Source organism: Kitasatospora sp. NPDC001132, assembly GCF_053598415.1.
In genome coordinates this window covers 1-21,575 of record NZ_JBSFKF010000001.1, presented here as the reverse complement: position 1 = coordinate 21,575, position 21,575 = coordinate 1, and the positions used below count along the sequence as shown (strand labels likewise).

The 21,575-nt window shown below is 73.5% G+C and carries 16 protein-coding genes; 5 read left to right on the top strand and 11 right to left on the bottom strand.

Going from position 1 to position 21,575, the window contains the following annotated elements; all coding sequences use genetic code 11:
* Nucleotides 1–126 precede the first annotated feature (126 nt).
* From ACWDBE_RS00080 to ACWDBE_RS00070, 3 genes are all read right to left on the bottom strand, one after another.
* The gene (locus tag ACWDBE_RS00080; RefSeq protein WP_449806606.1) at nucleotides 127–2,028 is read right to left on the bottom strand and encodes a gamma-glutamyltransferase family protein; all 1,902 of its coding nucleotides are present in this window, start codon (nucleotides 2,026–2,028) and stop codon (nucleotides 127–129) included.
* Nucleotides 2,029–2,185: 157 nt separating this feature from the next.
* The gene (locus ACWDBE_RS00075; RefSeq protein WP_449791359.1) at nucleotides 2,186–2,374 is read right to left on the bottom strand and encodes a hypothetical protein; all 189 of its coding nucleotides are present in this window, start codon (nucleotides 2,372–2,374) and stop codon (nucleotides 2,186–2,188) included.
* Nucleotides 2,375–2,408: 34 nt separating this feature from the next.
* Nucleotides 2,409–2,747: a VOC family protein gene (locus tag ACWDBE_RS00070; protein WP_449791358.1), complete on the bottom strand. Its 339-nt coding sequence runs from the start codon at nucleotides 2,745–2,747 to the stop codon at nucleotides 2,409–2,411.
* An 88-nt stretch (nucleotides 2,748–2,835) separates the two neighbouring features.
* Here ACWDBE_RS00070 and ACWDBE_RS00065 point away from each other — a divergent pair, with 88 nt between their 5' ends.
* Nucleotides 2,836–3,114, top strand: coding sequence for an ArsR/SmtB family transcription factor (locus tag ACWDBE_RS00065; RefSeq protein WP_449791357.1), 279 nt, complete (start codon nucleotides 2,836–2,838; stop codon nucleotides 3,112–3,114).
* 201 nt (nucleotides 3,115–3,315) lie between these two features.
* A complete protein-coding gene (locus tag ACWDBE_RS00060; protein WP_449791419.1) occupies nucleotides 3,316–3,993 on the top strand; it encodes a CatB-related O-acetyltransferase in 678 nt (225 codons plus the stop codon).
* A 103-nt stretch (nucleotides 3,994–4,096) separates the two neighbouring features.
* On the opposite strand, the gene ACWDBE_RS00055 is transcribed toward ACWDBE_RS00060, so the two are convergent.
* The 3 genes from ACWDBE_RS00055 to ACWDBE_RS00045 all read right to left on the bottom strand — a co-directional run bounded on the left by ACWDBE_RS00055 (nucleotide 4,097) and on the right by ACWDBE_RS00045 (nucleotide 7,258).
* Nucleotides 4,097–4,597 carry a universal stress protein gene (locus tag ACWDBE_RS00055; protein ID WP_449791356.1) on the bottom strand — a complete coding sequence of 167 codons (501 nt, stop codon included), beginning with the start codon at nucleotides 4,595–4,597 and terminating at the stop codon, nucleotides 4,097–4,099.
* 50 nt (nucleotides 4,598–4,647) lie between these two features.
* Nucleotides 4,648–5,661 carry an alcohol dehydrogenase AdhP gene (gene adhP, locus ACWDBE_RS00050; protein WP_449791355.1) on the bottom strand — a complete coding sequence of 338 codons (1,014 nt, stop codon included), beginning with the start codon at nucleotides 5,659–5,661 and terminating at the stop codon, nucleotides 4,648–4,650.
* 160 nt (nucleotides 5,662–5,821) lie between these two features.
* Nucleotides 5,822–7,258 carry an SDR family NAD(P)-dependent oxidoreductase gene (locus ACWDBE_RS00045; protein ID WP_449806605.1) on the bottom strand — a complete coding sequence of 479 codons (1,437 nt, stop codon included), beginning with the start codon at nucleotides 7,256–7,258 and terminating at the stop codon, nucleotides 5,822–5,824.
* Nucleotides 7,259–7,287: 29 nt separating this feature from the next.
* Here ACWDBE_RS00045 and ACWDBE_RS00040 point away from each other — a divergent pair, with 29 nt between their 5' ends.
* The gene (locus ACWDBE_RS00040) at nucleotides 7,288–7,791 is read left to right on the top strand and encodes a pyridoxamine 5'-phosphate oxidase family protein (protein ID WP_449806977.1); all 504 of its coding nucleotides are present in this window, start codon (nucleotides 7,288–7,290) and stop codon (nucleotides 7,789–7,791) included.
* Nucleotides 7,788–8,354, top strand: a complete 567-nt coding sequence (locus ACWDBE_RS00035) for an HAD family hydrolase (protein ID WP_449791352.1) — start codon at nucleotides 7,788–7,790, stop codon at nucleotides 8,352–8,354. Before ACWDBE_RS00040 ends, ACWDBE_RS00035 begins: the two co-directional genes overlap by 4 nt.
* Before the next feature lie 201 nt (nucleotides 8,355–8,555).
* Here the strand turns inward: ACWDBE_RS00035 and ACWDBE_RS00030 are convergent, their stop codons facing one another.
* The 4 genes from ACWDBE_RS00030 to ACWDBE_RS00015 form a co-directional block, all read right to left on the bottom strand.
* Nucleotides 8,556–12,905: a hypothetical protein gene (locus tag ACWDBE_RS00030; protein ID WP_449806604.1), complete on the bottom strand. Its 4,350-nt coding sequence runs from the start codon at nucleotides 12,903–12,905 to the stop codon at nucleotides 8,556–8,558.
* A gap of 57 nt (nucleotides 12,906–12,962) precedes the next feature.
* A complete protein-coding gene (locus tag ACWDBE_RS00025) occupies nucleotides 12,963–14,498 on the bottom strand; it encodes a lipase/acyltransferase domain-containing protein (RefSeq protein WP_449806603.1) in 1,536 nt (511 codons plus the stop codon).
* Between the two features lie 276 nt (nucleotides 14,499–14,774).
* A complete protein-coding gene (locus tag ACWDBE_RS00020) occupies nucleotides 14,775–15,194 on the bottom strand; it encodes a VOC family protein (protein WP_449791349.1) in 420 nt (139 codons plus the stop codon).
* Between the two features lie 448 nt (nucleotides 15,195–15,642).
* Entirely contained in the window at nucleotides 15,643–16,338 is a 696-nt protein-coding gene (locus ACWDBE_RS00015; RefSeq protein WP_449791348.1) for an alpha/beta hydrolase, read from the bottom strand.
* A gap of 463 nt (nucleotides 16,339–16,801) precedes the next feature.
* Between ACWDBE_RS00015 and ACWDBE_RS00010 the strand changes: the two genes are divergently transcribed.
* Nucleotides 16,802–19,195: a virginiamycin B lyase family protein gene (locus ACWDBE_RS00010; protein WP_449806602.1), complete on the top strand. Its 2,394-nt coding sequence runs from the start codon at nucleotides 16,802–16,804 to the stop codon at nucleotides 19,193–19,195.
* Between the two features lie 157 nt (nucleotides 19,196–19,352).
* Here ACWDBE_RS00010 and ACWDBE_RS00005 read toward each other — a convergent pair whose 3' ends face one another.
* Complete coding sequence (locus ACWDBE_RS00005) at nucleotides 19,353–21,161, bottom strand: S8 family peptidase (RefSeq protein ID WP_449806976.1); 1,809 nt, start codon at nucleotides 21,159–21,161, stop codon at nucleotides 19,353–19,355.
* Nucleotides 21,162–21,575: the final 414 nt, after the last annotated feature.

Below are 21,575 nucleotides of genomic sequence, written 5' to 3'. Positions count from 1 at the left end.
CGGCCCGTACCCCGCACCGGAATTCGGGCCGTACCCCTGAGGATCCCTACCCGTCCCGCACCGCCCGCAAGTGTCGCCACGGCGACGGGTACGTCCTCGGGCCGCCGCGCATTCCGGCGGCGCCTGTCACCGTCCGGCCGCGTAGGCCTGCATGCCCCTCGGGTCCGCGGCGGCCGACAGGAGCCCGGTGCGCGGATCGCGGGCCACCGCGCAGACGCGGCCCTCGCTCCACGGCCCGGCGACCCGCACCCGGTGCCGGCGTCGGCGCAGCTCGGCGATGGCGGCGTCGCCGATCCGCGCCTCGACGACGACCCGGGCCGGGTCCATGGCGTGGGGGTGGAAGGAGGACGGGAAGCTCTCCTGGTGCCAGTTCGGGGCGTCGACGGCGCCCTGGAGGTCGAGGCCGCCGCGCACGGCCGGGCGGAGGGCGACGGCCAGGAAGAAGTGCAGGGTCCACTGGTCCTGGGCGTCGCCGCCCGGTGTGCCGAAGGCCAGCACCGGCTCGCCGTCCCTCAGTGCCAGCGAGGGGGACAGCGTCGTGCGCGGACGGCGGCCCGGGGTGAGGGAGTTGGGCAGTCCCGGTTCGAGCCGCGCCATCTGGAGTCGCGTCCCGAGCGGGAAACCCAGGTCCGGGACGACGGGGCTGGACTGCAGCCAGCCGCCGCTGGGTGTGGCGGAGACCATGTTGCCCCAGCGGTCGACCACGTCGACGTGGCAGGTGTCGCCGTTGGTGGCCCCGTCGGCTGCGGTGGTCAAACCACCCTGGCCCCGCAGATCGCCGGGGCCGCCAGGGCCGCCGGGGCCGGAGACGGTCGGCTCGCCGGGACCGCCGGGGCCGGAGACGGTCGGCTCGCCGCCGCCGAGCGCCATCGCCCAGTCACCGGCCCCCGGGGCGGAGACGGCGCGTCGGCCGATTCGTGGCGGCCGACCGCCGGGCCGGCCGGGGCGAAGCTCGGCGGAGGCGAACTCGCCGATCAGCGAGCGGCGTTCGGCGTTGTAGACGGGATCGAGCAGGTCGGCCACGGTGACGCCGGCGCGTTCGGGGTTGTCGCCGTACCAGGCCTCCCGGTCGGCCATGGCCAGCTTGCCGCCCTCGATCAGCGTGTGGAGGTACTCCGCCCCGCCGTACTGCGGTCCTTTCGACCCGAAGTCGTCCGGCAGCAGGGCGAGTTGCTGGAGGAAGACCGGCCCCTGGCTCCACAGCCCGGGCTTGCAGACCGTCCAGCCGCCCCACTCGTGGCTGACCGGCTCCTCGTACGTCGCCTCGAAGGCCGCGAGATCGTCGCCCGTGAGCACCCCTGCGTGCGGCACGCCGGAGGTGTCCATCGCCGGGCGCGCGGCGAACTCGGCCAGCGCGGCCGCGATGAACCCCTCTCGCCAGACCCGCCGCGCCGCGTCGATCTGCTGCTCCCGCCCCGCCCCGGCGGCCTCCGCCTCCGCCAGCAGCCGCCTCCAGGTATCGGCGAGACGGACGTTGCGCAGCAGCGTGCCCGCGGCCGGCGGACGGCCGTCCGGCAGGTAGAGCGCGGCCGAGCTCGGCCAGTGCTGCTCGAACTGCCCGCAGACCGCCGTGACCGCCGCCCCGATGGCCGGCAGCGCCGGGTAGCCGTGTTCCGCATGGCCGATGGCGTACCGGAGCACCTCGGACAGCCGCTTGGTGCCGTGGTCGCGGAGCAGCAGCAGCCAGGCGTCGAAGGCGCCGGGGACGGTGGCGGCCAGCGGCCCGGTACCGGGCACCTCGTCCAGGCCGAGCGCGGTGTAGTGCCCGATGGTGGCCGCGGCGGGCGCTCCGCCCTGGCCGCAGAGCACCTGCGGACGTCCCCCGGCCGGCGCGAGGATGATCGGCACCTCGCCGGCCGGGCCGTTCATGTGCGGTTCGACGACCTGGAGCGTGAACCCCGCGGCCACGGCGGCGTCGAAGGCGTTCCCGCCGTCCTCCAGCACCGCCGTCGCCGCCGCGGTGGCCAGCCAGTGGGACGAGGCCGCCATGCCGAAGGTGCCCTGCAGGGTCGGACGGGTGGTGAACATGCGAGTCCTCCTTGGCTTCGGCCCGGCTGTCAGGAATCCCTACCCGGCGGCCGCCCCCTCGACAAGGGCCACTACTTCCACACCTCCGCCACCAGGGCCTGACCAGCCACGGAGACGCCGCCTGTGCGAAGCCGGGACCGCGGACTCGTCAGGGCCGTCACCGCGCGTACGAGTTCGGCCCGGCCCGGATCCGCCGGAGAACCTCCCGGCGCCCGGCACGGTCGGCGGGGAGTCGGAGGCAGCACTTGATCGAGCCGGCCTGCCAGTGGGCCCCTCGCTGGAGCGACTCGGCGAGCTGGAGGCCGTGCACGGCCGAGGAGTCGATCTCGGCGTTCAGACGGGCCAACCGGACGGGTGGCCCGGGTGCGCGCGCGGGTCGGTCAGGCGGAAGCGAACTCCACGTACTCGATGATCGCGCCGCCCGGGTGCCGGAGGGTCGCGTTGCGGCCGGTGGGTACGGCGTTGGGGCCGTCGAGCAGGGTGCCGCTGCCGAGGACCTCGTCGAGCGAGTCGACCAGCACGGTGGCGTGGGTGTCCCGGTACGGCGCGAGCGCCTCGGGTGTGCCGGCGATCAGCAGGAAGCCGCCGACGCTGGCCAGTTCCAGGTCGCGGTACTCGAACCGCAACCGGGGCGGCTCGCCGGCGAGGGCGACGAAGGTGGGCAGGGCGGTGTCCAGGTCGTCCACGTAGACGCGGGCGAGGGTGTCGAGTGCAGGCATGACGAACGCTCCGGAGGGCAGACGTGATGGGCCACTGAAGATCGTTTCGACTTTCCCGAAATATCGAAACGATCGGCATACTACTGCCATGACAGACGATCTGGAACTGGCCGCCGTGCTGCACGCGCTCGGTGACCCGGTGCGCCTCGCGCTGGTCCGCTGGATGGCGGCCCAGGGCGAGAGCGCCTGCAGCCCCGACTGGCTCACGGTGCCGCGGTCCACCCTCTCCAACCACTGGCGCATCCTCCGCGAGGCCGGCGTCACCACCACTCGCCAGGAGGGCAAGAACCGCATCATGGCGCTGCGCCGCCCGGAACTGGATGCCAGCTTCCCGGGGCTGCTGGCCTCGGTACTGAGGGAGCACTGAGCCACTGGCTCGGTGCTCGGGGCTTGCTGAGTCACCGGCAAAGCCGCGGAGCCACACCCGATGCCGACGTGATCGAGCAGTACCTTCGTGTCGAGCCGATCCTCGGCGAAGCGATGACCCCCGGGGGCGGGTTCGGCGCAGCGGACATTCGCCGAAAAGCCGTGGGCGACCGTGCAGGCTGCGATCATGGATGCGTCGTCCATGTCTTCGCACGTGATCCGGAGTGGTGCTGCCGTGAGTTCCGTCCCGCCGGACCCTTCGACTCTTCATCCGATGCCGGAGCAGCCGCGCGTGGTCCTCCTGAAGCCGTTGGTGACATCGCCTCTGATCGAGGTCGGTGAGTACTCCTACTACGACGACCCGGACGGGGCGACCGAGTTCGAGACGCGTAACGTGCTCTACCACTACGGTCCGGAGAAACTGATCATCGGGAAGTTCTGCGCGCTGGGGACCGGGGTGCGGTTCATCATGAACGGGGCCAACCACCGCATGGACGGCCCGTCGACCTTCCCGTTCCCCATCATGGGCGGCGGCTGGGCCGAACACTTCGACCTCATCACCGGCTTGCCCGGCCGCGGAGACACGGTGGTCGGCAACGACGTCTGGGTCGGCCATGGCGCCGTGGTGATGCCCGGAGTCCGCATCGGCCACGGCGCCATCGTCGCGTCCGCCGCTGTCGTCGTCGACGACGTCCCCGACTACGGCATCGTCGGCGGCAACCCCGCCAGGCTCATCCGCACCCGCTACAGCGCGCCCGACGTCACCCGCCTGCTCGCGCTGGCCTGGTGGGACTGGCCGACCGAGCACCTCACACAGCACCTGCGCACCGTCATGTCCGGCACCATCGAGGAACTCGAAGCCGCAGCGCCCGGCGGGTGACGGTCCAAGGCTCACGGCAACAGCGCTGATCCCCTGACGCGGCCGGGCCGGCGGTACCCCCGCCGGCCCGGCCGCCCGAGATCCCGTCGGCCGCGGGTACGGGTCACCGGCCGGCGGTCGGCCCGTCAGCTTGCTCGTCACGCCCGGCCTGCTCGGTCTGCTCGGTGTCCCGGACGACGACGACCGGGCAGGAGGCGTGCTGGACGCAGTGCTGACTGACCGAGCCGAGCAGCGCCCCGACGAAGCCCCCGTGGCCGCGGTTGCCGAGGACCAGGAGTTCGGCGCCCTCGGCGACCTCCAGGAGGACCTGGGCGGGGTTGCCGTACTCCACCCGTTCGCGCACCTCGACCGGGTACTGCGGGCCCGTCTCCTCCGCGACGGCCTCGGCGAGCGTCTTTCCGGCGTACCCCGCGACGACGCCGTCGTCCACGTCGGCCACGGGCACGCCCCAGTGGTAGACGGCCGGGTACTCCCAGGTGATCACCGCCTCGACCGCGGCTCCGACCAGGGCGGCCTGACGTGCCGCCCACCGCAGGGCGGCGCGGGAGGAAGCCGATCCGTCGACGCCCACCACGATCCGCCGCTGTTCCACCGTCTCGTTCATGTCGTTCCCTTCCTGTTCCCCCGGGTTGTGGATCGCGGACCGGGCCTCGGTCAGCGCAGGTCGAAGACCAGGCGGGCGGAGACCCTGCCGCTGAGGACCTCGTCGAAGCAGGTGTTGACGTCCTCCAGCCGGCGGGTTTCGCGGATGACCCGGGTGCGGCCGAGGGCGTGCAGGCGGAAGACCTCGGCGAGGTCCTCGCGGGTGCCGACGATCGAGCCGATCACCCTGGTGCCGTTCAGCACGGTCTCGAAGACGGGGAGTTCGAGCTTGCCGCCGGCCGGGAGGGCGACCAGGACGAGGGTGCCGCCGCGGCGCAGGGCGCCGTAGGCGGCCTGGAAGGAGGCGTTGCTGACGGCGAGGGCGATCGCGGCGTGGGCGCCGCCGAGGGCCTGGACCTCGGCGGCGACGTCCTGGGTGCGGGCGTCCAGGACGTGGTCGGCGCCGAGCTCGCGGGCCAGGGCGAGCTTGTCGTCGGTGACGTCGACGGCGATGGTCTCGGCGCCGCAGAGTCGGGCGTACTGGAGGGCGAGGTGGCCGAGGCCGCCGATGCCGGAGACCAGGACGCGGGTGCCGGGGCGGGCGCCGGAGACCTTGAGGGCCTTGTAGGTGGTGACGCCGGCGCAGGAGAGCGGGGCGGCGTCCAGCGGGTCGATGCCGTCGGGCACGGGGACGACGTAGTCGCCGTGGGCGAGCGCGTACTCGGCGTAGGCGCCGTCGACGGAGTAGCCGCTGTTGTGCTGTTGGAGGCAGAGGGTCTCCCAGCCGGAGACGCACTGGTCGCAGCGCCCGCAGGCGTCGGCGAGCCAGGGGATGGCGACCCGCTCGCCCACCCGGACATGGCGGACCTGCGCGCCGACGGCCTCGACGATGCCGACGCCCTCGTGCCCGGGAACGAACGGCGGGCCGGGCTTCACCGGCCAGTCGCCGTGGGCGGCGTGGATGTCGGTGTGGCACAGGCCCGAGGCCTCGATCCGCACCCGGACCTGGTGCGCGGCCGGCTCCGGCACCGGACGCTCCTCGACGACCAACGGTGCGGTGAAATCACGGACGACGGCGGCCTTCATGCGCTGCTCCCTCGGACGGTGGCGAACGCGGTTCCGATGTCCACCGGTACCGCGCTGCCTTCATCCCAGCGTCTCGGCCCGGTGTCCGCTGGGGCCGGGAGGTACCTGTCTTCCAGGCCGAAGGTCCCCGGTCGCTGTGGTCGGCCGACGCGGTGTCCGGTCACCACGTCCGCGACCGGGGTGCGGTGGTCGAAGAGGAGAAGAGCACGAAGGCGTCCAGCGGGCGTTCGCCCAGCAATTCGTCCAGGTGCGCGGCGCCCAGTGCCTTCGCGCCCAGCAGGGCGGCGACGTCCGTCTCGGTGGTGTCCGCGAGCATCGCGGGCGCGCCGCCCACTCCGGCGGCGTGCACCACGGCGCTCAGCGGCGCCAGGTCGTCCAGCGTGGCCACCAGTTCGGCGACCGCCGCCCGGTCGGCCAGGTCGCACGCGGTGATCGTCACCTTGGCGCCCAGCGCCTCCAGTTCGCCGCGCAGCTGCTCGGCGCCCTCGGCGGCGGCGCCGGCGCGACTGGCCAGCACCAGGTGTTCGGCACCGTCGGCCGCGAGCGCGCGGGCCACCCGGCCGCCGATGAAGCCGGTGCCGCCGGTGACCAGCACGGTGCCGCGCACCTGCCAGGGCCGCGGCGCGGCGCCGGCCGGGCGCGGGGCCCGCACCATCCGCCGGGCGTAGGTGCCCCCGGCCCGCACCGCGACCTGGTCCTCGGCCGTGGCGCCGCAGAGCACCGCGGCCAGGCGGCGGGCGATCCGGCCGTCCGCGGCCGACACGCCGTCGGGCAGGTCGACCAGGCCGCTCCAGCGGGCGGGCAGTTCCAGGGCGGCGACCCGCCCCAGGGCCCAGACCTGCGCCTGCGCGGTGCCGCGCAGCGGGTCCTGGGCGCCGGTGGAGACCGCCGCCCGGGTGGCGCACCACAGCGGGGCGGCGATTCCGGCGTCGCCGAGCGCCTGCACCAGGGTCAGGGTCCGGCCGAGGCCCAGCGGCAGGCCCGGGTGCTCGGGGTGGGGCCGCTCGTCGAGCGCGAGCAGCGACAGCACGCCGCCGGGGCCGACCTCGCCGAGGCCGGCGAGGGCCTCGGCCAGCCGCCCGGCCAGCGCCTGCCGGTCCTCGCCGTCGGACACGGTCAGCCGGACGACGTCGGCTCCGTGCGTCGCCAGGGCGTCCAGCGCCAGTTCGACGGCGGGGTCGGCGGACGGCTCCTGCGGCAGGACCACCAGCCAGGTGCCGGCCAGGACGGGCGCCGCGGGGTCCGGGACGGACTGCCAGGTGATCCGGTAGCGCCAGCCGTCCGCCACGGACTCCTCACGGCGGCGCCGGTGCCAGGAGGAGAGCGCGGGCAGGGCCGAGCGCAGCGTGGCGTCCTGCGCCAGGCACAGGTCCCCGGTCAGCGCCGTCAGGTCCTCGCGTTCGACGGCCGCCCGGAACTCGGCGTCCACTTCCGAAGCCGCCACCGGCCCGGCGGGCCGCTCGGCCGTCTCCAGCCAGTACCGCCGGCGCTGGAACGGGTAGGTCGGCAGGTCGACCTCCCGGGCGTCCCGACCGGCGAAGACCGCCGGCTGGAGAGCATGTTCCGTGCTCTCGGGCCGCACACTCGGTCCCGTCATCAGCTGTCTGGAAGCCGAACACGCTCTACCTGCACGGCTCCACCGGCTCACGGTCGTTGCACACCGGCGGCGAGGTCTGCGGGACGGTCACGCACCTGGACGGGATCGTGCTGGCCCGCTCCGTGTTCCACCACTCGGTCAACTACCGGTGCGCCATGGTCTACGGCACCCCCCCGGTCACCGACCCGCAGGAGCGCCTGGCCGGCCTGCGGGCCATCACCGAGCAGCTGGCCCCCGGCCAGTGGGACTCCGCCCGGCTCCCCACCGCCAAGGAACTCGCGGCCACCACCGTGCTCGCCCTGCCGCTCGCGGAAGCCTCCGTGAAGATCCGCACCGGGCCGCCCGGGGACGACGAGGAGGACTACGCCCTTCCCGTCTGGGCCGGCGTTCAGCCCCTGTCCGTGGTCTGGGGAGCCCCCGGGCCCGACCCCCGGATGCAGCCGCCGAGGGCCGTCCCCGACCACATCGCTCTCCGGGGACGTTCCCGGGAGTCCGCCACCACCGCCCACCAGGAACGGAACTCATCGTCATGACTGTGTCCGCCGCCATCTTCGGCTTCGACGGCACTCTGGTCGACTCCCACGAGGCGCACTTCCTCGCCCGCCGCCAGACCCTCGGCGAGCTCGGCCTGACCCTGGACCAGGCGTGGTACGACGCCCACGCCGGCGCCTCGTTCGACGAGGCCGTCGCCATGCTCGCCGCCGAACAGCAGGTCGTCGTGACCACCCCGTTCCAGGAGATCGACAACCGCTGCAGCGCGGCCTACCTCGAACACCTCGACCGGGTGAAGCCGATCCACTGGGTCAAGCAGCTCGTCGAGTCCTTCAGCGGGCACCTGCCCCTCGCCCTGGCCTCCGGGGCGTCCGCGGACACCGTCCTGCCCACGATGAAGGCGACCGGCCTCGACGGGATCTTCTCCGCGGTCATCACCCGCGAGGACGTGTCGCGCGGAAAGCCCTCCCCCGAGCTGTTCCTGACCGCTGCCCGGCGGCTCGCCGTACCCGCAACCGAATGCCTCGTCTTCGACTACAGCGCCGAAGGCATCGAAGCCGCTCACCGGGCCCAAATGCCGGTCGTCAACGTCCGCGGACGCTGACCCGCCCAACCCGTGGTGGATGACCGGCGCCGACCGGCGATTCGCTCCGGCACGACAGCTGAGCCCGCCCGGCACTCCCCGAAGCACGGAGCCTCCCGACCCGGCGTCCTGCGGGTCAGGAGGCTCTGCGCATGCGCCCGGGCCGAGGACCGACCGCTCGGATCCCCGCCGCCGGTGCCGCGGTGCGGGATGTCGGGGTGGTCACAGCGGGGCGTCCGGGGTGCCGGTGCCGGCGGGGTCGGTGGGCAGGGACGAGATGTCGATCGCGAAGTAGCCCGACCGGGTGCCCGCGATGAGCAGCCCGTGGCCCACCGCCAGTGCCTCGACTCCGTCCGCCAGGGACAGCGTCTGCCCGGTCCGGGTGTTCGGGTCCCAGATCCGCACCGTCTTGTCGATGCTGCAGCTGGCCACCCGCGCCGTGCCGTCTGGCGCGTCGAACGCCACCACCGCGCTCACCCAGTGGTCGTGGCAGGTGAGGGGTGCGCCTTCCAGGGCGCCGGTGGCCGGGTTCCAGACCCGCACCGTCCCGTCACCGCCGCCGACGGCCAGGCGCGCAGTGCCGTCGGCCGCGGCGAACACCGCCGCTTTCCGCGCCCCGCTGGTGCTCCCGGTGAGGGGGCCGCCCTCCTGGGTGCAGGTGACCGGGTTCCAGACCCGCACGTTCCCGTCGCCGTCACCGACGGCCAGGCGCGGCGTGCCGTCGGCCGGGGTGACCACCATCAGCGAATCCACCCCCCTGCCGTTCCCGGTGAGGGGCACGCCTTCCTGGGCGCGGGTGGCGGGGTTCCAGATCCGCACCGTCCCGTCGCCGTCGCCGGCGGCCAGGCGCGGGGTGCCGTCGGGGGCGGTGAACACCGCCACCGCACGCAGCCAGCTGGTGTGGCCGGTGAGGGGCGCGCCTTCCTGCCTGCCGGTCGTCAGGTTCCAGATCCGCACCGCCTTGTCGTGGCTGCCGGTGGCCAGGCGCGGGGTGCCGTCGGGCGCGGTGAACACCGCCACCGCCATCACTCCGTAGATGCCGTCGTCGACGGGTTCGCCGTTCTGGGGGCGGACGGCCGGGTCCCAGATCCGCACCGAGTGGTCCTCGCCGCCGGTGGCCAGGCGCGGAGTGCCGTCGGCCGCGGTGAACTGGACCACCGCGCTCACCCAGTGGTCGTCGCTGGTGGCGGGTACGGCTTCCAGGGTGCCGGTGGCCGGGTTCCAGACCCGCACCGCCCCGTCGTAGCTGCCGGTGGCCACGCGCGGCGTGCCGTCGGCCGCGGTGAGCACCATCATCGCCGCCACTCCGAAGCTGTGGCCGGTGATGGTGTCGCCCTCCTGGGCTCCGGTGGCCGGGTTCCAGATCCGCACCGTCCCGTCGCCGCCGCTCGTGGCCACGCGCGCGGTGCCGTCGGGCGCGGTGAACGCCACCACGGCGAGCACGACGCCGCTGTGGCCGGTGAGGGTCCGGCCCTCCTGGGCGCCGGTGGCCGGGTTCCAGATCCGCACCGTCTTGTCGTCGCTGCCCGTGGCCACGCGCGCGGTGCCGTCGGGCGCGGTGAACACCGCCACCGCGTTCACCTCGTCGGTGTGGCCGGTGAGGGTCCGGCCCTCCTGGGCGCGGGTGGCCGGGTCCCAGATCCGCACCGTCCGGTCCGCGCCGCCCGAGGCCAGCCGCGGAGTGCCGTCGGGCGCGGTGAACACCGCCACCGCGGCGACTGCGCTGCCATGGCCGGTGAGGGGTACTCCGTCCTGGGTTCCGATGGTCGGGTCCCAGATCCGCACCGCCCCGTCGTCGCCGCCCGTGGCCAGCCGCACGGTGCCGTCAGGCGCGGTGAACGCGGCCACCGCACGCACCTTGTCGGTGTGGCCGGTGAGGGAGGGGCCGTCCTGGGCGCGGGTCGCCGGGTCCCAGATCCGCACCGTCCGGTCCGCGCCGGCCGAGGCCAGCCGCGGAGTGCCGTCGGGCGCGGTGAACACCGCCACCGCGGTCACCTTGTCGGTGTGGCCGGTGAGTTGCAGGTGGAGTTGACGTTGCCGGACTTCGCCGACGGTCAGTTCCGGAGGCCATCCGCGCGGGTTGCGGAGAGGTGCTTCGGGCGGGGGCGGGGCGCCTTGGATGTAGCTGGTGCCGAGCCGGCGCCACCAACGCCGCCAGCCGGCCGTACTGCCCGCCGACTGCTCGGTGGCGGCGGTGTCGCGGGCGCGGTGCTGGAGCAGGACGGTTCCGGCGATGGCCGGGGGCAGTTCGTGGGAGGGCAGGCCGTGGTCGAAGGCCGCGGCGGTGATGCTCGTGAGGTCGAGGGCGTCCAGGACCTCGGTGTGGTCGGCGAGGGCGTGGAGGGCCCCGGCGGCGTGGCCCAGGCGGGCGTGGGCGGCGAGGTGGTGGTGGATGTAAGGGCTGACGACCGCGGCCGGCGGGGCGGTGGCGTCCTCCTGTGCGCCCAGGCTCTGCCGGCCGTGCCGGGCGAGGGCGGCGGTGAGGAGGGCGTGGCCACGAGCCGTGTCCGGGGCGGCGGTGAAGTGTTCGGTGAAGGTGCGGTGGGCGAGGCGGTAGACGCTCTGCTCGTGTTCGTGGTCGACGGTGAGGTAGGGAGCGGCGTCCCGTAGCAGTTCGGGGATGCCGGCGCCGGTGTCGGTGCGGCCGTCGAGGGCGTCGGCGGCGAGGGCTTCTGCGGCAAGGGCGGCGGCGGCGAGGGCTTCTGCGGCAAGGGCGTCGGCGGCGAGGGCCCAGATGCCGTCCTGGGCGGGCAGGCCGCGGCCCTGGGCGAGGCCGAGGGCGCGCAGGAGCGGGGCGTAGTCCGGGTTGGTGCGGTGGAGTCGCTGGAGGGCGCGGGTGAACAGGTGGCGGTGGGTGCGGCCGATCAGGGGGGTGGGGTCGGCGAGCAGGCCCGGGTCGTTGAGGAGTTCGTGGGCGGCAAGGCGGACGTAGAGGAACTGCTGTGGTTCGGCGCCGTGTTGCCGGTGGTCGGTGACGAGCCGGTGGACGACGTCCTCGATGGTCGTGTCGTCGGCGTCGAGGGCGCCGCGCTGTCTGGCGGCGGCGAGCTTGGCGCGCAGGTATCCGGCGAGGGCCTTCGGGTCCTGCTTCACCTCGACGCGTTCGACGTCGGCCCACGGTTCGACGTCAGCCCACGGTCCGGCCTCGCGACGGGTCGGCCGGGGGCGGAGCGCGTCGAGGATGTCGGTGTCGGTGGGGGCGGGCTGGTCGGGGCCTTCGTGGGTGGAGCGGCGGGTGCCGATGACGACCCGGACGGCGGGCAGGGCGGCGAGGGGGCGCAGGAGGAGGTCGGCGATGAGCAGCGGCTGCTCGGCTTCGTCGAGGGCGTCGAACAGCAGCGTCAGCCGGGTCGGCCGGGCGCGCAGCCGGGCGACGAGTCGGGCGGCGAGGACGGCGGGTGGCTGGCCGTCGTCGGCCTGCCGGGCGAGGTCGGGCAGGCCGGCGGCTTCGGCGAGGAGCCGGACGGTGCGGGCGAGGCTGAGGCCGGAGAGGTGGGCGACGAGGTCGAACGGGTCGTCCGGGCACGGCACTTCGGCGGGCAGCGCGGTCAGGTGGCCGTGGCGGACGAGGACGTCGCGCAGCCGGGCACGGGTGTGCAGCAGGACGTGGCCGAGGAGGGCCGACTTGCCGGAGCCGGCGGGACCGGTGACGACGAGGGCGCCACGGGTGGCGGTGGCCAACCAGCGCAGGATGTGGTCGCGTTCCTCGGTGCGTCCGTGGAAGTACCAGGCGAGTTCGCCGAGTTCGGCGCCGGACGCCTTGGGGAGGAAGTGGCGTTGCTCGTCGGTGGGCAACCGGTCGATGACGGCCTGGAGTTCGGCGAGCTGGTCCAGCGGCGCGGACACGGAGGTGGCGGCATCGGGGGTGAGCCGCACCAGCCGGTCGCCGGGCACGGCCCGGTCGCCGCGGTAGCCGCCGCGGAGTTCGCGGTTGAGTTCGACACCCAGTTCGGCGAGGCCGATGTCGGGCTTCCCGCGGAAGGTGACGGTCAGGACGCGGCGGAGGGCGCCGGTGAAGGCGCCGAGTTCGGTGTAGCCCTCGGCCGCGGTGGACAGCAGCAGGTAGCGGCCGGCGTCGCGGTACTTCCTGTCGAGGAGGATCCGGTGCACCTCCTGGGCGAAGTCCCGGGAGAAGCAGGCGTCGATGACGACGATCGCCCAACTGTCCTCGTTCTCGGGGTGGATCTGGCGGCTGCCGATGGCGCGGGCGACCTCCTCCGGGGAGATCCCGTCGTCGATGGGGGCCGGGGTGCGGTGATGGGCGAGGTGTTCGGCGCTGCCGTGGCCGACCCAGTAGAGCACCGTGTTGCCGCCGCGGGAGGCGGCGGGCCGCTTCCACTCGCCGAGCCGGTCCTCGACGGCCTGCCGGTCCCGTTCGTCCTCGGGGGTGGTCCAGCTGTTGACGCGCGGACCATAGGGGGCGAGCAGGTCGGCGATCGCCCGGACGTGGGCCTCGGTGTCCAGGGCGGGGTGCTGCCGGTAGGCGGTGAAGTTCACCGGGAACAGCTCGATCCCGCCGCCCTCGGGGGGCGGTTCGGTCGGGTTCCGGTCGGTGCCGACGGGTGTGGCCAAGGCGGGGTTTCCGATTCAGGCGTCGGGCGGGGTCGGGCGTCGGGCGGGGTTTGCGGCTCAGGCGTCGGGTGGGCTGACGAGGACGAGCTGGGTGATCGGTACGTGGTCCTCGACGTCCAGGGTCACGCGGTACAGGTCGGGCGCGTCGGCGGTGAAGCGGGCGGCGAGGGCGCCGTCCGTGCGGTCGGGGTCGCGGCGGAGGGTGAGGGGGTGGCCCATGCGGCCGGTGGTGGCGCTGCGGACGGTGAGGCTCCCCCTGGCCGGGGTGTCGAGGCCGGTCGCGTGGAGGGTGAGCGGCTGCCCGAACGTCCCGCCGAGCTGCGGGGTCTCCAGGCCCGGCCCGGCGCTGGTGCCGGAGAGGCGAGGCCCCTGGGGGCGTTCCAGCGCGATGTTGCGGAGCTGGCGCAGGACGTCGTCGTGGCGCATCAGGGTGCCGTGCTGGCCGAAGACGTAGGTGCGAGCCTCGGTGCCGCCGGCCTGGGCGGACGGCGTGTGGACGGTGCCGTCGCCGCGGGAGTCTCGGCGGGCGGGGATGCCGGTGGCCGGGTCGCGGACGAGTTCGCCGTCCTCGCCGGCGTCGAAGGAGTGGTGCCGTCCGACGGCGACCGCCTGCCCGGCGCGCTGCTGTTCGTCGAGGGTCTGCACGGTGGCCTGCGCCTCGCCGACGATCGCGCGGTGCCCGGGCATCGCGAACGGGTGCTCCCAGCGGCGGGTGTGCTCGTCGAGCGAGCGGGCGGCCAGGTGTTCGTCGCCGCCGAGCCGGGCGACATCGGAGGGGGTGAGGCGGTCGACGTCCAGTCCGCGGTCCAGGCAGCGGTAGCCGGGCAGCAGGTCATGGACGCCCGGCAGGGTCGCCGCCATCGCCTGCACCTGTCGCAGCAGCCTGGCCGGTTTCGCCCCGGCGTGCAGGAGGTTGAGGGTGAGGACGGACTTCACGGATCCGAGGAACGGGGTCCCGACGGTGACCACCGCCCGGGTGTCGGCCGCGAGTTCGGGGTCCTGCTCCATCGCGGCCCGCACCACCAGCCCGCCCATCGAGTGCGCGGCGAACAGCAGCCGCGGCTGCCGCCCACCGGCGGCCCGCCACTCGGGCCGGGCGGCGACCCGCTCCCGCCAACCGGTCAGGTGCGCGCGGGCCGCGCGGGCGAGCACCGCCCCGTTGTAGGCGACGGTGAGGCGCCAGTCGTACGGGAACGGCGCCACCGCCTCCGGCGCCAGCGTGACCTGCCGCAGGCTCTTGACGGCCTCGCCGTAGGGGTCCAGGCCCTCCAGGACGGGCAGCCACCACGGCTTCGCCAGCAGCCCGGTCGCCCGAACGCGGGTCAGCGGCGCCCGCCGGAAGGTGTCCGCGTCGGCGGCCCGCTCCGACTCGTCCGCCCGCAGCGCACCGAACAGCCCCTCACCGGCCGACGCACCCGTCAGCATCCCGAGGTCCACACCCCACAGCGGGCGGCCCGTCGCGGCGTCCTCCAGGACGCTGCCCATGATGCCCGGCACCACGACGCACGCGTCCGGCGTCCGGTCCTCGAACACCGGCGGCACGCCCGAGTAGGGCACCGCACCGCCGAACCCGCCGTCCCCCAAGCTCCCCATGCCACCCGACGATAGGGGAGCAGACCCGCCACGCGTGCGGCTTCGTCAAGAACGGCCGCGAGCCGTGGACGACCGCTGCCGGGCGTGCGGAGCCGGTGTCGTGGCTCGTCCCGGTGTCGCAAGCTCCCACAACTGCACCGTGGTTCCGTCCTTCGACACCGGGTACCAGGCGCCGCCTCCGGCCGCGCGTGCAAGCCCCCGGACGGGGACCGGGCAGGAGAGCCGGCCCGGGGAGGCGGGGCCTGTCGTCCGGACCTGTGGCTGGGGTGATCGTCGTCAGTCCGGTTCGTGCGGGTTGACGGCGACGAGTTCGACCTCGAAGCCGTCGGTGTTCTCCAGGTAGGCGGCGTAGCTCTGTTCGCCGCCGGCGTGCGGGTGGCGGTCGGGGAACATCAGGTTCCAGCCGTGCCGCGGCGCCTCGGCGGCCAGTGCCTCCACGGTGTGGTGGTCTTCGACGTGGAACGCCAGATGGTTCAGCCCGGGCCGGCACCGGTCGTGCCGGCCGGCGGTGAGGGCGGGAGACTGCTCGAAGACCAGGTACGTCGCTCCGAGCTTCCAACTGCGGCCGTTGCTCCAGCTCTGGAAGAGCGTGTAGCCCAGGGCCTCCAACAGCCAGCCGAAGGAGACGACGGCCCGCTCCAGGTCCGGCACCCAGATCTCGACGTGGTGCAGTGCCCCGTTGGTCGGCCTGTTCATGCCGCCACCGCCGGGGCCGCCACGGCCGGGCGGCCCGCACCGGCGAACGTCGACCCGATCGGACGGGTCGAGCGCGGGTGGGCCCGGCACTCGGCCGGGAAGTCATGGAACGTCAGCAACTCGTCCTCGTCGTGGGTGTTCTCGCAACGGCTTCGGGGGACATCGCCCATACTGCCTGACGAACGCCTTGACGGCCCCGGTCGCGTGCTCGCGGAGCCCCGACGACTCCCCGACCCAGACCTCGACCACGCTCGCCACCTCGCTCACAACCTCGCTCACCACGTCCGCCGAGACACCGCCCCGAGCTTGGCAAGCCACCGCGGACCGGCCGGAGCACCGGCGTGCCCTCGGGCACGCAGGGTCCCGCAACCGACCCAACGGCCGCCGAGACTGGCCTCCTCCGGTTTCTTCCTCCGATCGCCGGCCCGGTTCTCCCCCACGGCTGTCGTCACAGGCTCAGCAGCAGGTCCCGGACCGCCGCGGGCTGGGACAGGAACGGGTGGTGGCCGGCATCGAGCTCGACGACGCGGCCGGCGCGGCGGGCGAACTCGCGTTGCAGCCGCGGCGGGGTGCCCCGGTCCTGAGCGCAGACGAGGTAGGTGGAGGGCAGTTGCCGCCATGCGGCCGCGCCGACCGGCTGCCCGGTCGCCTGGAGACTCTGCCGGGCGAGGTGGTCGGCCGCCTGCTCCTGGACCTCCGGGTCGCAGTCCTGCAGGAAGGTGCCCGCGAGCGACTCCGGGCGGACCCCGAACGTGCCGCTGTCGGGGTCGACGTCGAGGTAGGGGGCGGGGTGGCCGTCGCCGAACTGCGACAGGCTCTGCCCGACCTCGGGCAGGTAGCTGGAGACCAGCAGCAGGTGGCGCACCGACCCGACTCCTGCGGCGGCTTCGGCGGTGACGATACCGCCGTAGCTGTGGGCGACCACGACGGTCGGCTCGTCGCTCGCCCTCAGCATCTCCCGCACCGCGGCGACGTCCTCCGGGAGACCCGGCCCGCCGAGGCCGCCGGGCACGCCCGTCTCACCGCAGCTGGGCAGCGCCGGGGCCGCGCTGGGCACTCCCCGTTCCCGCAGCAGCCCGGCGGTGCGGTGCCACCACCACGACCCGTCCCGAACGCACGCCCCGTGCACGAACACAACTCTCATCGCCACCTCCACGTCGGCCTCGACAGATCACGTTCACCATCCGGGCCGGCGGACGCCGCACGACGCGCCGGTGGCGACCGGACCTGCTCGCCGCGGCACTTCGGCTTCCTCATCGAGTGCGCTCGGGGCTCCGTTCAGCGGCCCCGGGAACGCGCAAGTTGCGATCACCCACACGGGGTAACAGGCTGAAAGCGGAAGCAGGACGGGTGTCGATCCCCGCCGTGCTCGCCGCACACGGTGCGGGCAGGGGGCACGCGGGGCGGGCCGGGGATGCGACCACGAACGGCTCGTCCCGGATCGGCCCCGCCGTTCGGCACCGAGCCCGGCTCGGCCACTCGGTTACCCGGTTGCTCGACCACTCGGCCACTCGGTTACCCGGCCACTCGGCCACTCGGCCACTTGCGCCGCGCCGACGTCCCCGTACCGGGGCCGGTGCCGCATTGGACGCGGATGAGGTTTTCCCATGCCCACACCCACACCCTTCACCCTGCGCGGCCTTCGTCGAGGTCGTCTGCCGCACTCCTTCCGGGCGGGCGCGCCGGCCGCGGCGCTCCCCGGGGTCGTCACGGAGTACGCCCTGTCCACCCCGGGCAGCTCCTCCTACCCCTGGGACCTGGCGGTCGGGCCGGACGGCAATCTGTGGTTCACCGAGTACGACCGGGGGTTGGTCGGGCGGATCACCCCGGGTGGGGCCGTCACCGAGTACCCCCTGCCCACTCCGGACGGCGGGCCGACCGGGATCACGGCCGGCCCGGACGGGAACCTGTGGTTCACCGAGTACGACGGCGGCATGATCGGACGGATCACCCCGGCCGGTGCCGTCACCGAGTACCGCGTCCCCGGCCCGAACAGCTTCCCGTGGGGCATCACGGCCGGGCCGGACGGCAACGTGTGGTTCACCGAGTACAACAACGGTGTGATCGGGCAGATCACCCCGGACGGGTCCATCACCGAACACCCGCTGACCGACGCGGGCAGCGGCCCGACGGGGATCACGGCCGGGCCGGACGGGAGCCTGTGGTTCGTCGAGTCCACCGGCAACCGGATCGGACGGATCACCACCGGCGGGAACATCACGGAACACCCCGTCCCCACCTCGGACAGCTCCCCGTGGGACATCACGGCAGGGCCGGACGGCAACCTGTGGTTCGTCGAGGGCGCCGGGAACCAGATCGGACGGATCACCCTGGGCGGGGACATCGCCGAGCACCCCGTGCTCACCGCGGGCGGCCAGCCCTCGGGGATCGTGGCGGGACCGGACGGGAACCTGTGGTTCACCGAGTACCTCAGCGGCAAGATCGGGCAGATCACCCCGGACGGGTCCGTCACCGAATTCCATCTGCCCCCCGCGGACAGCGGGCCGACCGGGATCGTCGTGGGGCCGGACGGCAACCTGTGGTTCAGCGAATACGACAACGGTGTGATCGGGCAGATCACCCCGGGCGGGTCCATCACCGAATACCCCTTGCCCGTACAGAACAGCCATCCGCTCGGGATCGCGGCCGGGCCGGACGGCAACCTGTGGTTCACCGAGTCCACCGGCAGCCGCATCGGACGGATCACCCCGACGGGATCCGTCACCGAGTACCCGCTGCCCACCCCGGTCAGCCTCCCGTTCGGCATCACGGCCGGGCTCGACGGCAACCTGTGGTTCACCGAGTACTTCGGCGGTGCGGTCGGGCGGATCACCCCGGCCGGGGACATCGCCGAATTCCGCGTGCCCCATTCGGATGCCTTCCCGTTCGGCATCACGGCCGGGCCCGACGGCAATCTCTGGTTCACCGAGTACTGGGACGGCACGATCGGGCGCATCACCCCGGCCGGGGACATCGCCGAATTCACCCTGCCCACCGAGGGCGGTCGCCCGCTGGGGATCGTGGCGGGACCGGGCGGAAACCTCTGGTTCACCGACTACTGGAGTGGCACGATCGGGCAGATCACCCCGACGGGATCCGTCACCGAATTCTCCCTGCCGACCCCCGACAGCGGGCCGACCGGCATCGCGGCCGCCCCGGACGGAAGCCTGTGGTTCACCGAGTCCAGGGCCGACCGGATCGGGCGGATCACATCGAAGGGATCCGTCACCGAACACCCACTGCCCAACCCGGGCAGTTCCCCGTACGCCATCGCGTTCGGCTCCGACGGGAACATGTGGTTCACCGAGTCCACGGGCAACCGGATCGGGCGCATCACCTCGACGGGATCCGTCACCGAGTACCCGCTGCCCACCGCGGACGGCCACCCGTACGCCATCGCGTCCGGACCGGACGGGAACCTGTGGTTCGCCGAGTACTTCAGCGGCATGATCGGACAGATCACCTCGGGCGCCGCTCCCGCGCCGGATCCGCTGGAGCAGGAGCTCTTCGACCTCGTCAACCGGGCACGGACCCACCCGGAGTTGTACCCCCTTCTCGAACCGGACCCGCAGGGAGAGGCGAAGACGAGCGCCTGCCCCAGCCCCTTCCAGTTCTCCCAGCAGCTCAGGAACACCGCGTACGACCACAGCAGTTACCTGTCCACCGTTCCCAGCGCCCAGGTCCAGCTGGACACGAACATGCATCGGGGGCCCGACGGGAAACTGGTGTGGGACGACGGCGAACCCATGGACCTCGCGGGCTACCACACCTACCGCGGGGAGAACGTCTACTTCCAGCAGGGGCAGCCCGAGCCCGCCCCCAGTCCCGCCCAGGCCGTGGAGTACTGGATGCAGCGGGACTCGACATGGCACTGGGCGCACCGCAACCTCATCCTCAACTGCGCGGCCCTGGAAGCCGGCGTGGGCTACTACCACCAGGCCCGGCCGACGGGCAGCACCGAGTTCCAGCACTACTGGACGCTGGACGTGGGGACCCGCTGAAACGCGCTGAAACGCGCTGACTCGACGCGGCGTCGCCGGGTACGCCACCCAGGTGGCCGTCGGCGTCCCGCTCGCGGCACCGGCCGCCCGACGCCGTGGGGCGTCGGGCGGCCGGGACGGTTCGCATGGTTCAGAAGGTTCAGACGGTTCAGGCGGTTCAGAAGGTGAGGTTCCAGGCGTCGATCGTGCCGGTGTCGCCGGCGGCGCCGTCCTTCACCCGGAGCTTCCAGGTGCCGTTCGCCGCGCTCGCGGCGGCGTTGACGGTGTAGGCCTTGGCGACGTTGTCGGTGCTGTCGCTGTCGACGAAGTCCTCCAGGAGGTAGACCGTGCCGTTCGGGGCGACGAGGGAGAGGACGAGGTCACCTCGATAGGTGTGCTTGATGTCCACGCCGACCTTGAGCGTCGCGGGCGCGTTGCCGGTGACGCCGGTGACGGTGATCGGGCTCTCCACCGTGGTGTTGTCGGGGATCGCCACGTCGGCGGTGTTCTCGAAGTACGTGCCGGTGGGCGGGGTGGCGCCGCCGACGGCCTTCAGCGCGTCGACCTGGCCCTCGCCGAAGAAGCCGTTGTTGGCGGTGGTGCCGGTGCAGCGGCTGTCGGAGGCGGGGCAGGCCAGGTCGTTGGCCTGGCTCGCGAGGCGGGCACGGATGTCGGCCGGGGTGAGCGTCGGGTCGGCGCTGGCGATCAGCGCGGCGACGCCGGTGACGTGCGGGGAGGCCATCGAAGTGCCGCTCTTGGTGCCGTACTTGCCGCCGGGCAGGGTCGAGTAGACGCCGGTGGCGCCGTCGCCGCCGGGCGCAGCGACGTCGATGACGCCCCGGCCGAAGTTGGAGTAGGAGGCCTTGCCGCTGCCGCTGCCCGTGGCAGCGACGGTCACCACGCCGGGGAGTTCGGTGGGGATGTCGAGGCAGGCGTTGCTGATGGTCCGGGTGGTCGGGGTGGAGTCGTTCGGGCTCGCGGTGTCGGTGGTCTTGTTGGCCAGGTCGTAGTTGGAGTTGCCGGCCGCCGCGACCTGCAGCGAGCCCTTGCCCTCGGCGTACTCCTGGGCGCGCTTGACGCCCTCGATGAGGGCCGCCTGGTCGAGGTCGTTCGGGCAGTTGAACTGCCACGGGTCGGTGTAGTAGCTGTTGTTGGTGACCTTGAAGCCGTGGTCACCTGCCCAGACGAAGCCGCAGACGGTGTTCTCGGCGAAGAAGAGGGTGCTGGTCGGCTCGGCGATCCGGACCGAGGCGATCTTCACGCCCGGCGCGACGCCGATGACGCCCTTGCCGTTCTTCGCGGCCGCGATGGTGCCGGCGACGTGGGTGCCGTGGGTGTCCACGTCGCGCCAGGCGCCGCTGCGGGTGTCGGGCTTGCCGTAGGCGCAGGAGACCGAGTCGGCGGCGTCGAAGTTCGGCGCGAGGTCCTGGTGCTGGTCGTCCACGCCGGTGTCGAGCACGCCGACCTTGACGGACGGCGAGCCGGTGGTGACGTTCCAGGCCTGGTCGGCCTTGATCTGGGTCATGTCCCAGCGGTTGGACTCGGTGAGCGTGGTGACCGCCTGGGCGGGGTTGGCGGGCAGGGCCGGGCTGTAGGCATCGGCCGGCACGTCGGAGGTGCGGGTCGCGCCGACCTGCTGGATGCCGGTGACCGTCCGCAGCGCGGCGGCGAAGCCGGTGCTGGTGGAGTGGGCGACGATGACGCCGATCTGGTCGTAACTCGCGAAGACGGTACCGCCCTTGGCCGCGACGGCGGCCTTGGCGGCGGCGACGTCGGCCGGGGCGCTGATCACCAGGTAGGCGCGGGTGCCGACGGCCCAACCGGCCGCGGTGCCCGCGACGGCGGGGGTCTGGGCGCCGGGGGCCTGGGCGCCGGACGCTTGGGCTCCGGACGCTTGGGCGCCGGGTGCGGAGACCGCGCCGGGGACGGTGGGGGTGGTGGTCGCGGTGGCGGCGGTCGCGAACGCGGTGGGGGTGGCGAGCGCCATGGCCGAGAGTACGGCGAGGGCCGCGGCCGGGCGGCCGAGCCGCCGGGATATCAGGGGTGACACGTGTCCTCCGATTCGACCCGTGCGTGAGGGGGATCGCGCGGGATTTGAAGGAAACATGCCAGATTGAACAGGAGTTGGGGAAGGCTTTACGCCTGACGACTTTTCACGGAAGCGTTACGTTTTGATGTCATGGCATCCCGGCGCCCCGAGCGGGGCGCTTGCGGCAGCCGGCGGGGATGCTGCGAGCCGGCCACCGGTTCGCCGGCGGTCGGCGAATGCCGGCAGTAGAGCATGATGCGCCCGGACGGCTGCGTCCCGGCCGGTCGGGAACGGGGCGAGGGCCCGTGTCGCGCGGTTGCGCGGCACGGGCCCTCGTGGGTCACTCCGGTGGTCCCTGTCCGGCCCCCGGGG